The sequence below is a fragment of the Arthrobacter sp. 10T416 genome (assembly GCF_056394165.1).
The window spans coordinates 161,328-173,612 of sequence record NZ_JBFTHI010000005.1; the positions used below are offsets into that span (position 1 = coordinate 161,328).

General features: G+C 68.2%; 11 protein-coding genes. 3 read left to right on the top strand and 8 right to left on the bottom strand.

Going from position 1 to position 12,285, the window contains the following annotated elements:
- Positions 1–15: 15 nt before the first annotated feature.
- A complete protein-coding gene (disA, locus tag AC1DBE_RS08145) occupies positions 16–1,092 on the top strand; it encodes a DNA integrity scanning diadenylate cyclase DisA (protein ID WP_476877862.1) in 1,077 nt (358 codons plus the stop codon).
- Between the two features lie 19 nt (positions 1,093–1,111).
- Here disA and AC1DBE_RS08150 read toward each other — a convergent pair whose 3' ends face one another.
- Positions 1,112–1,801 carry a hypothetical protein gene (locus AC1DBE_RS08150; RefSeq protein ID WP_476877863.1) on the bottom strand — a complete coding sequence of 230 codons (690 nt, stop codon included), beginning with the start codon at positions 1,799–1,801 and terminating at the stop codon, positions 1,112–1,114.
- Between the two features lie 267 nt (positions 1,802–2,068).
- On the opposite strand from AC1DBE_RS08150, the gene AC1DBE_RS08155 reads away from it, so the two are divergent.
- A complete protein-coding gene (locus tag AC1DBE_RS08155) occupies positions 2,069–2,905 on the top strand; it encodes an HhH-GPD family protein (protein ID WP_476877873.1) in 837 nt (278 codons plus the stop codon).
- Positions 2,906–2,912: 7 nt separating this feature from the next.
- Here AC1DBE_RS08155 and dhaM read toward each other — a convergent pair whose 3' ends face one another.
- The 5 genes from dhaM to AC1DBE_RS08180 form a co-directional block, all read right to left on the bottom strand.
- Positions 2,913–3,587 (bottom strand): dihydroxyacetone kinase phosphoryl donor subunit DhaM, encoded by a 675-nt coding sequence (gene dhaM, locus AC1DBE_RS08160; protein WP_476877864.1) that lies wholly within the window; start codon positions 3,585–3,587, stop codon positions 2,913–2,915.
- Entirely contained in the window at positions 3,584–4,210 is a 627-nt protein-coding gene (gene dhaL / locus AC1DBE_RS08165; protein ID WP_476877865.1) for a dihydroxyacetone kinase subunit DhaL, read from the bottom strand. The genes dhaM and dhaL overlap by 4 nt, the downstream gene beginning before the upstream one ends.
- A gap of 2 nt (positions 4,211–4,212) precedes the next feature.
- Complete coding sequence (dhaK, locus tag AC1DBE_RS08170; RefSeq protein ID WP_476877866.1) at positions 4,213–5,214, bottom strand: dihydroxyacetone kinase subunit DhaK; 1,002 nt, start codon at positions 5,212–5,214, stop codon at positions 4,213–4,215.
- 414 nt (positions 5,215–5,628) lie between these two features.
- Complete coding sequence (locus AC1DBE_RS08175) at positions 5,629–6,138, bottom strand: amino-acid N-acetyltransferase (protein ID WP_476877867.1); 510 nt, start codon at positions 6,136–6,138, stop codon at positions 5,629–5,631.
- A 69-nt stretch (positions 6,139–6,207) separates the two neighbouring features.
- Entirely contained in the window at positions 6,208–8,331 is a 2,124-nt protein-coding gene (locus tag AC1DBE_RS08180; RefSeq protein ID WP_476970200.1) for a S9 family peptidase, read from the bottom strand.
- Between the two features lie 124 nt (positions 8,332–8,455).
- Here AC1DBE_RS08180 and AC1DBE_RS08185 point away from each other — a divergent pair, with 124 nt between their 5' ends.
- Positions 8,456–8,902: a Rieske (2Fe-2S) protein gene (locus AC1DBE_RS08185; RefSeq protein ID WP_476877869.1), complete on the top strand. Its 447-nt coding sequence runs from the start codon at positions 8,456–8,458 to the stop codon at positions 8,900–8,902.
- 123 nt (positions 8,903–9,025) lie between these two features.
- Here AC1DBE_RS08185 and AC1DBE_RS08190 read toward each other — a convergent pair whose 3' ends face one another.
- Both AC1DBE_RS08190 and AC1DBE_RS08195 read right to left on the bottom strand, forming a co-directional pair.
- The gene (locus tag AC1DBE_RS08190; RefSeq protein ID WP_476903505.1) at positions 9,026–11,518 is read right to left on the bottom strand and encodes an ATP-dependent Clp protease ATP-binding subunit; all 2,493 of its coding nucleotides are present in this window, start codon (positions 11,516–11,518) and stop codon (positions 9,026–9,028) included.
- A gap of 307 nt (positions 11,519–11,825) precedes the next feature.
- Entirely contained in the window at positions 11,826–12,152 is a 327-nt protein-coding gene (locus tag AC1DBE_RS08195) for a histone-like nucleoid-structuring protein Lsr2 (RefSeq protein ID WP_476903504.1), read from the bottom strand.
- Positions 12,153–12,285 lie beyond the last annotated feature (133 nt).

The following is a 12,285-nucleotide window of genomic DNA, read 5'->3' on the forward strand; positions in this document are numbered from 1 at the left end:
TTGAAGGGAAAACCTATGGCTCGGAGTCCCGAAGATGCACTGAAGGCGACGCTGGCCAGGGTTGCACCGGGGACGGCCCTGCGGGATGGCCTGGAGCGTATCCTCCGCGGACGGACCGGAGCCCTGATCGTGCTGGGCATGGATAAGACCATCGAGTCCATCTGCTCCGGCGGCTTCGAAATCGGCATCGATTTCTCCCCCACCCGGTTGCGTGAACTGGCGAAAATGGACGGCGCCATCGTCTGTGACAAGGATGCCGGGAACATCCTGCGCGCCGGTGTCCAGCTGGTGCCGGACTCAAGCATCGAAACCCAGGAAACGGGCACCCGGCACCGGACCGCGGAACGTGTGGCCATCCAGTCCGGTGTCCCGGTGGTTTCGGTGAGCCAGTCGATGCAGATCATCGCGCTCTACGTCAACGGCCTGCGGCACGTCCTGGAGGGCTCCGAAAAGGTCCTGGCCCGCGCCAACCAGGCCCTCGCCACCCTGGAACGGTACCGCTCACGTTTGGACCAGGTGACCAGCTCCCTTTCGGCGCTGGAGATCGAGGCGATGGTGACGGTCCGGGACGTCGCTGTGACCCTGCAGCGCCAGGAAATGGTCCGGCGCATTTCCGAGGAGATCTCCCAGTACGTCCTGGAACTCGGCGAGGACGGCCGCCTGCTCTCGCTCCAGCTGGACGAACTGACGGTGGGCCGCGGCCCCGGCAGCGACGTCATCATCCGTGACTACTCCAGCCCCAGCGCCTCCGCCGCGGACATTGAGGACGCCGTCAAGTCCCTGGTGAACCTGGGCCCCACCGAACTTATCGACCTCGGCAGGATCGCGGGCATCGTCGGTTTCGCCGGCGGCGAGGCCAACCTCGACGCCGTGGTGCAGCCGCGCGGCTACCGTCTGCTCTCGGGCCTGAAGGCCGTGCCGAAGGCTGTGGCCGACCGCCTGGTGGACCACTTCGGCGGACTGCAGTTCCTGATGGCGGCCACAATCGATGATCTGATGACAGTTGACGGCATCGGCGACCAGCGCGCCCGGACGGTCCGTGAAGGGCTGAGCCGGATGGCCGAGGCCAGCCTGCTGGACCGGTTCCTCTAAGGCATTCGGCGTCCGGGGCCTAGCCGAGCTGGAAGACGGCCTTGGGGCTGGTCTTGTTGCCGAGCCGTGCTGTGAAGACGTAGTAGGCGCCGCCGCCGCCGGGCTGGGCGTCGACCACCTTGCAGCCCTCGGTGGAGCGTTTGCGGTTCCACGGGAAGTTCGCAGTCTCGGTCCGGCCGGCGGGGATTTTCTTGACCAGGTCATCGCTCTCCGCCTGGCAGTCCCGGGAGGAGAAAATCCGGTCCGACCCGCTGGTGACCAGATACTCCATCTGTGAAGTGCCGATGTTGACCTCGCACGCCACCCGGTTCTTGTTGGTGACCTTCAAGGTCAGCAGCGGGCTCTCGTCGGGGCCGTAGGCGGCCTTGTCAGTTGACGCGGTGACAGTCAGGAGCTTTTCGTCGCAGCCCGCGCCCGAGGTGGACGTGGGGGTGGCGGACGGGTCGGGGCCGCCAGTAGCGCCCGGGGTCTGCGGGGAATCGGAGGCCGTGGCCGCCGGCGCCGGTCCCTTGAGGGCGGCCGAAATCGCCGCGAAACCTCCAACGGCGAGCGCGATGACCAGCAGCAGGACGGCCCCCACAACCAGCCTGCGCCGGCGGTAGACGGGGCTGAGGGGTTTCCGGGCCGGCCGGCGGCCGGCCCCGGCCTTTGCGCCGGAGGAACCCTTCGGTCCCGAGCCGCGCGTTCCTGAGTTGCCTTGCCTGACCATGCTTCTAGGCTAGAGAACGCTGCGGGTAATGCTGCCCCACCACGCCGCCGGCCGCCTTATGGTGCGCGTCTCTATTAAGCTGGGTCGATCAAAGCATTAGCCGAACCCCCAGCCCTTCCAGCAACCGCGCCCGTGCCGGTCCCGCCTGCCCCGGCCGCGCCAGCCCCACTCATTCCGTTGGCCGAACTGCACACCGCCCTGGCGTCCTGGTTCGCCGGGACGGCCCGGGACCTCCCGTGGCGCGACGCCGGCTGCTCCGCCTGGGGCGTGCTGGTCAGCGAGGTCATGCTTCAGCAAACCCCGGTGGTCCGGGTGCTGCCCGTGTGGGAAGAGTGGCTTCGGCGCTGGCCGGCTCCGGCCGATCTTGCCCGGGAAGCTGCCGGCGAGGCCGTCCGGTCCTGGGGCCGGCTGGGCTATCCGCGGCGTGCCCTCCGGCTGCATGCTGCCGCCACCGCCATCGTGGAAAACCACGGCGGCGAGGTTCCCGGGAATTACCCGGAGCTGCTGGAGCTGCCGGGGGTGGGCAGCTACACGGCGGCCGCCGTCGCCGCGTTCGCGTTTGGCCGCCGGGCGACGGTGGTGGACACCAACATCCGCCGGGTCCACGCACGGCTGTTCGCCGGATCCGCGCTGCCGGCGCCAGCCCTGACGGCCGCTGAAATGCGGCTGGCCGAGCAACTGCTGCCCCACGACGGCGCAGAGTCCGTGCGCTGGAACGCCGCGGTGATGGAGCTGGGTGCGCTGGTCTGCACCGCCCGGGCGCCCAAGTGCGGCAGCTGCCCGGTCCGAGGAGCCTGCGCCTGGCTCGCGGCCGGCGAACCGGCGCCCACCTACACTCCCAAGGGGCAGGCCTGGCATGGCACGGACCGGCAGGTCCGCGGGGCGGTGATGGCGGTCCTGCGGCTGGCCGAGTCCCCCGTTGCCCGCGAACTGTTCTCGGATGCCCCGGCGGACCTGGGCTTCGAAGCGGACGGGATCGGCGTACCGCTCGCAGCGCTGCACCGGCTGAATCCGGCGCCCGAACAGCTGGACCGGGCCATTGCGGGGCTGCTCAGCGACGGCCTCGCCGAACTGCAGCCCGCGGGTTTGCGGCTTCCGGGCTGAGGACGCCCTAGGGTTCGCCGAAGCCGGCCTTGATCAGCCCGCCGAGGTAGTCCACGGCCCGGGCAGCGTCCGCGCCGCTCGCCTCGATGTGCAGCACCGTCCCCTTGCCGGCGCCAAGCATCATCAGCTCCGTCATGGAGGCGCCGTCGACGCCGTTGACGGTCACCTCCGCGTCCATCCCGGCAAGGCCGCCGGCGATTTTCGCAGCGGGCCGGGCGTGCATGCCCGCCTGGTTGATCAGTTCGAAGTCGCCTTGGGCGTCCGGCGGTTGCTGGTGCGGGTGCCCGGCTGCATGCGGATGCGCCGGTGGACGGTAGACAGCTTCAGCCGCCTCCTTGACCGTCGCGGCGTCGGCGCCGGCCTGGGCCGATACCGCGGCCGCCACCAGTCCCTCGATCAGCGGGGCCTCGGCCAGGTGGATCGAGCCCGGGTCGGCGGCGAACTCCACCGCGGACTCCGCCGTCATCACCGCGGAGCCGAGGTCAGTAAGCACCACAACGCCGCTGTCCCCGGCGGCCCGTTCGAGGGCGTCCATGACCTTTTCCAGGCTGGTGCCGATCCGCCCGTCGTCGGTGCCGCCCGCCGCCAGGATCGTCACGTCGGGCGCCATTTGGGCGGCGAGTTCGACGGCGCCGTCGGCGATTTTCTCGCTGTGCGAGACGACGACGAGCGCGACGGTCATCCGGCCGCCCCCGCGGCAGCCCGCAGGATCAGGGCGGTGGAGACGGCGCCCGGGTCGCGGTGGCCGATACTGCGCTCCCCCAGGTAGCTGGCGCGGCCTTTGCGGGCCTGCATGGGATCGGTGGAGACGGCGCCGGCCTCGGCTGCCTCGGCGGCCGCCACCAGGACCTCCCGGACGTCGCCGGCACCGGCTGCTGCGGCGGAGGCGTCCACGGCGGGCGTCCAGGCGTCCACCATCGTCTTGTCCCCGGATTCGGCCTTGCCGCGCGCCACAATTCCGTCGCGGGCGGCCTGCAGGGCTCCCGCGAGGGTGGCGGCGTCGATGTCGGCGGCGTCCCCGAGTGCCGTGGCAGCGCGGAGGAACGCTGTTCCGTAGAGCGGACCGGCCGCGCCGCCCACCTTCGACATCAGGGTCATGGCGGTCAGCTTGAGGGCAGCCCCGGCGGTCTCGGGCGGCGTCTCAGCGAGCTTGTCCATCACAGCTTTGAAGCCGCGGTCCATGTTCTCGCCGTGGTCCGAGTCGCCGATCGGCCGGTCCAGTTCGATTAGTTCCACCCGGTGCTCCGCCATGGCCTCCGCGGACAGTGTCAGCCACCGCACCGCCCAGCCGACATCCAGGCCCATGCTCAGGCTCCCCAGCGCAGGGCGGCGGTGTGCACCGGCGCGTCCCACAGCCCGGTCATCTCGTCATCGAGGCGCAGGACCGTGATGGAGCAGCCCTGCATTTCCAGGGCCGTGATGTAGTTGCCCACCAGTGAGCGGGCCACGGTGACGCCCTGGTCCGCGAGCCGCTGCGCCGCCCGGCGGTAGACGATGTACAGCTCGCTCTGCGGGGTGCCGCCCATTCCGTTGACGAACAGCAGGACCTTATCGCCCGAGGCGAGCCCGAGGTCGCTGACCACCGGGTCCAGCAGGCGGTCCGTGATGCCGTCGGCAGGTTCCATCGCGATTTTCTGCCGGCCGGGCTCGCCATGGATGCCGATGCCGATCTCGATTTCGTTGTCCTCAAGCTCGAAGCTTGGCACCCCGGCGTGCGGAACGGTGCACGCGCTCAGGGCGACGCCCATGCTGCGGACGTTCTGGTTGACGCGGTCACCGATGGCGGCGACGGCGTCCAGGCTGTCGCCGCGCTCGGCGGCGGCGCCGGCGATTTTCTCGATCAGGACGGTGCCTCCGACGCCCCGGCGTCCGGCGGTGTAGAGCGAATCCTGCACGGCGACGTCGTCGTTGACCAGCACGGTGCGGACTTCCACGCCCTCGGCCTGGGCCAGCTCGGCGGCGGTCTCGAAGTTCAGGACGTCGCCGGTGTAGTTCTTGACGATGTGCACGACGCCGGCGCCGGAGTTGACGGCCAGTGTGGCGGGTAGGATCTGGTCCGGGGTAGGCGAGGTGAAGACCGCTCCCGGTACAGCGGCGTCGAGCATGCCCATGCCCACGTAGCCGCCGTGCAGGGGTTCGTGTCCGCTGCCGCCACCGGAGACGAGCCCGACCTTACCGGCCACCGGGGCGTCCTTGCGGACGATGAATTTTGGATCCGGATGGACGGTCACGAGGTCGGCGTGCGCCAGCCCAAACCCCTCCACTGACTCGTCGACCACTGCTTTGGGATCGTTGATGAGTTTCTTCATGGCTGTGCTCCCTGGATGGTTGTCCTGGCTGCTTGTCTCGACCCTACTACCGGGGCCCGACCATTGGTAGGCTCCGGATTCCGCCCCCGCAGGAGCGTTCAGGTGCCTGGTGTGGCCTGTGGTGTAAAGCCCGGCCAGGCGCCGGGACCAAGGGCGGTCCGGGCCTGCAGCCTGCGGGCGGCGGCGTCATCGGCCCCGGCGCCAGGGCCGGAGCCTAAGGCGGGGTCCGTGCCGGATGGATCCGGCTGGACGGGCGCGGCGTCGATCGACATTTGAAATGCGGAGAAATCTGGAAAAACCACGCGATTGTGCAATTTCTGCCTCCGAAGCTGGTGGCCCTCCCCATTGGGCCGCCATCAGTTTATCCACCATGTTGATTTGGCGGAAGGCCCGTTCGGCAGGGGCAGCTGAGGCTTAGATCGTACGGATCATCCGGGTGTTGCCGAGGGTGTTGGGCTTCACCCGGGCGAGGTCCAGGAACTCCGCAACACCCTCGTCATGCGAGCGCAGGAGCTCCGAATACACCACTGGATCCACGGCCGTCTGGTCCGCCATCACGTCAAAGCCGTGTTTCTTGAAGAAGTCCACCTCGAAGGTAAGGCAGAACACCCGGGAGATGCCCAGCGCCTTGCCGTCCTCCAGCAGCCGCTCCACCAGCAGGTGGCCGACGCCCTTGCCGCGCCACGCATCGGAGGTGGCCAGGGTGCGCACCTCCGCAAGGTCCTCCCACATCACGTGCAGTGCCCCGCAGCCGATCACCTCGCCGTCGGCCGCTTCGGCTATCCGGAACTCCTGCAGGCTCTCGTAATAGGCCACCGTTTCCTTGGCCATGAGGATCCGCTGATCGGCCAGGGGTGCCACGAGGGTCTTGATGGCGGCGACGTCGCCGGTGCGGGCCGGGCGGATGCGGATCGAGTCAGTCACAGCCCCAATCCTACGGCGCGGGTTGCGGGAGGCCCGCGCCGGGCCCCGAGCAGGGGCCCGGCGGGGGGTTTAGAGGCCCAGCTCGTCCGGCACGGGCAGGTCCTTGTCCAGCAGGTTCCGGGCCAGGAAGTGCTCGACGACGCCGTACCAGACCTTGGCATGCTGCGGCTGCAGGATCCAGTGGTTTTCGTCCGGGAAGTACAGGAACCGGTGCTCGGTCTCGCCGTTCTCGTCGGCCGCCAGCTGCGATTTGGACAGCAGCTCGTACCAGAGCCGCAGCCCCTCCCCAATGGGCACCCGGTAGTCCTTGTCGCCGTGGATGACCAGCATCGGGGTGCGGATGTTCTCCACGTGCAGGTGGGGCGAGTTCTCCGCGGCCATCTCCACGGTCATTTCCTTGAGCCAGTACTGCGCGGCGTCGGTGGTCGGACCGAACTGGTCCAGGGCCCACAGGCTGGCATGCGTGACGATCGCCTTGAACCGGTCCGTGTGCCCGGCCACCCAGTTGGCCATGTAGCCGCCGAAAGACCCGCCCATGGCCGCGGTGCGCGTCTCGTCGATGTCGGCGCGCTGCTCCACGGCGTCCGTGATGGCCATCAGGTCCTGGAAGGGTGCCTTGCCCCATTCGCCCCAGCCGCGCTGGATGTGAGCCTGGCCGTAGCCGGTGGACAGGGCGGGGTCCGGGAGCAGGACGGCGTAGCCGCGGGCCACCAGCAGCCACGGGTTCCAGCGCCAGGTCCAGGCGTTCCAGGATCCCAGCGGGCCGCCGTGGATCCAGAGCAGCAGCGGGGCCGGGTTGCCGGCCGAGGCGCCTTCCGGCAGTGCGAGGTAGCCGGGAACGCGGTCGCCGGTGGCGGACGTGGTTTCCACCCGCTCCAGCGTGCCGAGGTAGGCCGGGCGGTCGGCGGGCGCCGGCAACCTGGTGACCTCGCCGCTGGCCAGGTCGATCCGGACCGCTTCGGCGGGGAATTCGTAGGAGCTGCGCAGGGCGTAGGCCGCCCTTCCGTCCGGCGAAACCGAAAGATCGGTGTACGCGGCGGCGTCGGCCGTCAGGCGCACCGGGGCCACTTCGCCGGCTGCGTTGCCTGCGTCGTCGGGCACGTCGATCCGGAACACCGGGGACGCGCCGTCGTCGTCCGCGGTCACCAGCAGGGCAGAACCGTCCGGCAGCCAGGCGGCGGGGTGGGGCCAGCGGTCCCAGTTGTGCGCGAGCGGCGTCAGTTCCGCGTCCGGGGTGCCGAGGTCGAGGAGGTGCAGTGACACCCGTGGCGCCTGTTCCGGCGTGGTGTCGGATTCGCTGACCACGGCGAGGGTCCGCCCGTCCGGGCTGACCGGGCCGGGGAAGTAGCTCATGCCTTCGGTGTCCAGCAGGACCTGCCGCGTGCCGGTGGCGACGTCCACGGCCACCAGCATGGTCCGGGAGTCCGCGTTGGCCAGGGGCCGGGTGAAGGAGCTGTAGAGGGTCTTCCCGTCGGGGCTGACCACGGTTTCAGCGTCGCGCAGCGCGTTGCCGGCATCCGGGGTCAGGTTCCGCAGCTTGACCGGGGCCGCGGCGTCCACGGTCGCGGGCTTGCCGGGTTCCGGCTGGTCCCCGGGTTCGACGGCGAAGAGGCGCGGCTGGGCGGGGCCCAGGTCCGCGTCCCAGTACCGCACGGGATAGCCGCTGTGCAGGATCGCGGCCACCTTGTTGTCCTGCCTGGCCTTGCGGCGCTCCTCGTCGTTATCCTCGCCGGTGGACCCGGCGAGGACTGAGGCCGTGACGAACAGTGCGTCCGCCTGTTTAGCGGCCAGCAGGCCGCTAACGCCGCCGGCCCGTGACAGCGCAACCCGGGCCTCGCCGCCGTCGGCAGGAAGGACCCAGAGGGCATTGACCGGATCGGCGTCCGGGCTTTCCGGGTCGGGACGCGCGGAAGTGAAGTAGAGGCTGCCATCGGCGGCGAACACGGCGCCGGCCTCCCCCTTGGCGCTGCGCGTGATCCGCCGGGCCTGCTTCTTCCCGGCCGGATCCAGTTCCCAGAGGGCGGTGCGGTACTCGGTGCCCTTGTCGTTCAGCGTGGCCACGGTGGTGACCAGCCTTCTGCCGTCCGGGCTGAGGGCCAGGCCGCTGACCCTGGGGATCGCGAGGTAGTGGTCCAGGTCGTGGAACGGGGTCTCGGGCTGTTCAGCCGGGGTCTGCGTGTCAGTAGAAGCCATGCCCCGATTCAACACCCCTTGTGCCCCGGATCACACTCCGTTCACTGAGAGTGAAACACTCACTTCAGACTGAAATGCTGCCGAATCGGAGCGGACTTTCAGGGAGTGTTGGCATGATGGGTCCATGAACCCTGAAAAGTCCTTGCCCCGACGCTCCCTACTCCTTGGTGCCGGCGCCCTGGGCGGCAGCGCCTTGGGCCTCTCGGCCTGCGCAGGTTCGCCCGCTGGGCCGCCGTCGTCCTCAGCGGCAGCGGGCCCGTCGGTGCCGGCTGGCACCGCCGTCCGGATCGGCAAGTTGAGCGAGGTGAAGGTCGGCTCCACCGCCACGGGAAACATCAATGGCAAGACGGTGGTGATCTTCCGGCAGGATGACAAGACCGTCGTGGCGTACGACGCGGCCTGCACCCACGCTGGCTGCCCGGTGGCCCCGGCCGGACAGGACTTCCAGTGCCCGTGCCATGGATCCTCCTTCAAGGGCTCCGACGGCAGCGTGGTCAACGGTCCGGCACAGGCGCCGCTGGCGAAGCTGAACGCGGCCATCGACGGCGAGTGGATCACGGTCAAAGCCTGAGGCCTGCCGGGCAGGACCGACACGGGACAGACGGCAGCACAGACGCAGTACAGACGCACAGAGGGCTCCGGCCACTTCCTTGGGGAAGCGGCCGGAGCCCTCTTGCATTCGTAGCTTTTGCGCCTAGACGCTCGGAGCGATCTCCGGGATGCGCGGCTTGGCGTTACCGGCGAAGGTGAACTTCGCCTCGTCGCCTTCGCCCTCGACGTCCACCACCACGATGTCGCCGGAGTGCAGTTCGCCGAAGAGGATCTTCTCGGAGAGCTGGTCCTCGATCTCGCGCTGGATGGTCCGGCGCAGCGGCCGGGCGCCCATCGCGGGATCGTAGCCGCGGGTGGCGAGCAGCACCTTGGCCGCGGGCGTGAGCTCGATGCCCATGTCCTTGTCCTTGAGGCGCTTCTCGAGGCGGTTGACGAACAGGTCCACGATCTCGATGATCTCGTCCTGGGTCAGCTGCGGGAAGACCACGACGTCGTCAACACGGTTCAGGAACTCGGGGCGGAAGTGCTGCTTGAGCTCCTCCGTGACCCGGGCGCGCATCCGGTTGTAGCCGGTCTGCGTGTCCGTGCCGGACTGGAAGCCGGTGGCAACGCTCTTGGAGATGTCCCGGGTGCCGAGGTTCGTGGTCATGATGATCACGGTGTTCTTGAAGTCCACCACCCGGCCCTGGGAGTCGGTCAGGCGGCCGTCTTCGAGAATCTGCAGGAGCGAGTTGAAGAGGTCGGCGTGGGCCTTCTCCACTTCGTCGAACAGGACCACGGAGAACGGACGACGCCGGACCTTCTCGGTCAGCTGGCCGCCTTCCTCGTAGCCCACGTAACCCGGAGGGGCACCGAAGAGCCGGGACACGGTGTGCTTTTCCGAGTACTCGGACATGTCCAGCGTGATGAGGGCGTCTTCCTCGCCGAACAGGAACTCCGCGAGGGCCTTGGCGAGCTCGGTCTTGCCGACGCCGGTGGGGCCGGCGAAAATGAACGAGCCGCCCGGGCGCTTCGGATCCTTGAGGCCCGCACGCGTGCGGCGGATCGCCTGGGACAGGGCCTTGATGGCCTCGTCCTGGCCGACAACACGCTTGTGCAGTTCGTCTTCCATCTTCAGCAGGCGCGAGGACTCTTCCTCGGTCAGCTTGAAGACCGGGATACCGGTGGAGTTCGCCAGCACCTCGGCGATGAGATCCTCATCCACCTCGGAGATGTCGTCCATGCCGCCGGTCTTCCACTGGCGTTCCTTCTCCGCACGCTCGGCAATGAGCTTCTGCTCCTTGTCGCGCAGTGCGGCGGCGCCCTCGAAGTCCTGCGCATCGATCGCGGATTCCTTCTCAAGCTTCATGGCCGAGATCTTCTCGTCCATGACCTTGAGCTCCGGCGGGGCGGTCATGCGGCGGATGCGCAGCCGCGCGCCGGCCTCGTCGATCAGGTCGATGGCCTTGTCCGGCAGGAACCGGTCCGAGATGTAGCGCTCGGACAGGCTGGCCGCCGAAGCGAGTGCGCCGTCGGTGATGGTCACGCGGTGGTGCGCCTCGTAGCGGTCACGCAGGCCCTTGAGGATCTCGATCGCGTCGGCGACGGAGGGCTCCTTGACCTGGATCGGCTGGAAGCGGCGCTCCAGGGCGGCGTCCTTCTCGATGTGCTTGCGGTATTCATCCAGGGTGGTGGCGCCGATGGTCTGGAGTTCGCCACGGGCCAGCATGGGCTTCAGGATCGACGCGGCGTCGATGGCGCCCTCGGCGGCACCGGCACCCACCAGCGTGTGGATCTCGTCGATGAACAGGATGATGTCACCACGGGTGCGGATTTCCTTCAGCACCTTCTTCAGGCGCTCTTCGAAGTCACCGCGGTAGCGGGAGCCGGCCACCAGGGACCCGAGGTCCAGGGTGTAGAGCTGCTTGTCCTTGATGGTCTCGGGGACGTCGCCGCGGACAATCGCCTGGGCGAGGCCTTCGACGACGGCGGTCTTGCCGACGCCGGGCTCACCGATCAGCACCGGGTTGTTCTTGGTGCGGCGGGAAAGGACCTGCATTACGCGTTCCATTTCCTGCTCGCGTCCGATCACCGGGTCAAGCTTGTTCTCCCGGGCGGCCTGGGTCAGGTTGCGGCCGAACTGGTCGAGGACCACCGAGCCGGCCGGGGTGCCTTCAGCCTGGCCGGAGCCGACGCCTGCGCCGGTGGTTTCCTTGCCCTGGTAGCCGGAGAGCAGCTGGATGACCTGCTGGCGGACACGGTTCAGGTCCGCTCCGAGCTTGACCAGCACCTGGGCCGCGACGCCCTCGCCCTCACGGATGAGGCCGAGCAGGATGTGCTCGGTGCCGATGTAGTTGTGGCCCAGCTGCAGGGCCTCGCGCAGCGAGAGTTCCAGCACCTTCTTGGCCCGCGGCGTGAAGGGGATGTGGCCGGACGGGGCCTGCTGGCCCTGGCCGATGATCTCCTGCACCTGTTCGCGGACCCCGTCGAGCGAGATGCTCAGGGATTCGAGGGCTTTGGCGGCAACACCTTCACCCTCATGGATCAGGCCCAAGAGGATGTGTTCGGTACCGATGTAATTGTGGTTCAGCATGCGTGCCTCTTCTTGGGCAAGCACAACTACGCGACGGGCACGGTCCGTAAATCGCTCAAACATTTCGCCACACTCCTAGCTACGACGTACTTTGATGCTACGTGGCGGAGTTCGAGATTTGTGGCTTGTTCGCCACGGGGGAAACCGTGGGTCTCGACGGCGGGGTATCGGGGCCAGAACGCCGCCACCGCGCCGCCTCCGGCGAGGGCCTGCGGCCGCGCCCCTTGGCCTCGGGCCGGGGAGCGGCCTCCGCGGACGGAAAGGCCCGGTGAGGCTGCACCGGCGGGTGGAAATGAGGAAGCCCCCGCCGGAGGGCGGGGGCTTCCTCATATGCAATTGCTCCGGGGTGCTGCACCCGGCATGGCCGCTGCTAGGAATTTGCCTTTTGGTAGGCTTCCTGAATTTCGGCCTGGATACGGCCGCGGCTGTTTACGGCATAACCGTTGTCCCGGGCCCACTGGCGAATCTGCGCCGAGTCCTGGTTACGGCCGCCCGCAGCTTTTGTCCGGGTAGCCCGGCCGCTTGATGTCTTTCGCGCGTGGGACACATACCGCTCGACTGCCGAGCGTAGTTCCGACGCATTGCCCGACGACAAGTCAATTTCATAACTGACGCCATCAAGGCCAAACCGGACAGTTTCGTCCGCGGATCCCCCATCCAGATCATCAACAAGGATGATTTTAACTTTCTGTGCCATAAAGACTCTCTTTTCAAAAGGTCGAGTTTTTAGAAAAGCAGGATGTATCTGAAGAAATTATCCATCTTTATATGGCTCAGAGTCAAAGTGAAAATGGTTGCCCAAAGGAAATCCGGGCAGGAATAGCCCGCCG

Coding starts and splice junctions, on each gene's coding strand:
- disA (WP_476877862.1), top strand. CDS start 16: ATGGCTCGGAGTCCCGAAGATGCACTGAAGGCGACGCTGGCCAGGGTT.
- AC1DBE_RS08150 (WP_476877863.1), bottom strand. CDS start 1,801: ATGGTCAGGCAAGGCAACTCAGGAACGCGCGGCTCGGGACCGAAGGGT.
- dhaM (WP_476877864.1), bottom strand. CDS start 3,587: ATGACCGTCGCGCTCGTCGTCGTCTCGCACAGCGAGAAAATCGCCGAC.
- dhaL (WP_476877865.1), bottom strand. CDS start 4,210: ATGGGCCTGGATGTCGGCTGGGCGGTGCGGTGGCTGACACTGTCCGCG.
- dhaK (WP_476877866.1), bottom strand. CDS start 5,214: ATGAAGAAACTCATCAACGATCCCAAAGCAGTGGTCGACGAGTCAGTG.
- AC1DBE_RS08180 (WP_476970200.1), bottom strand. CDS start 8,331: ATGGCTTCTACTGACACGCAGACCCCGGCTGAACAGCCCGAGACCCCG.
- AC1DBE_RS08185 (WP_476877869.1), top strand. CDS start 8,456: ATGAACCCTGAAAAGTCCTTGCCCCGACGCTCCCTACTCCTTGGTGCC.
- AC1DBE_RS08190 (WP_476903505.1), bottom strand. CDS start 11,518: ATGTTTGAGCGATTTACGGACCGTGCCCGTCGCGTAGTTGTGCTTGCC.
- AC1DBE_RS08195 (WP_476903504.1), bottom strand. CDS start 12,152: ATGGCACAGAAAGTTAAAATCATCCTTGTTGATGATCTGGATGGGGGA.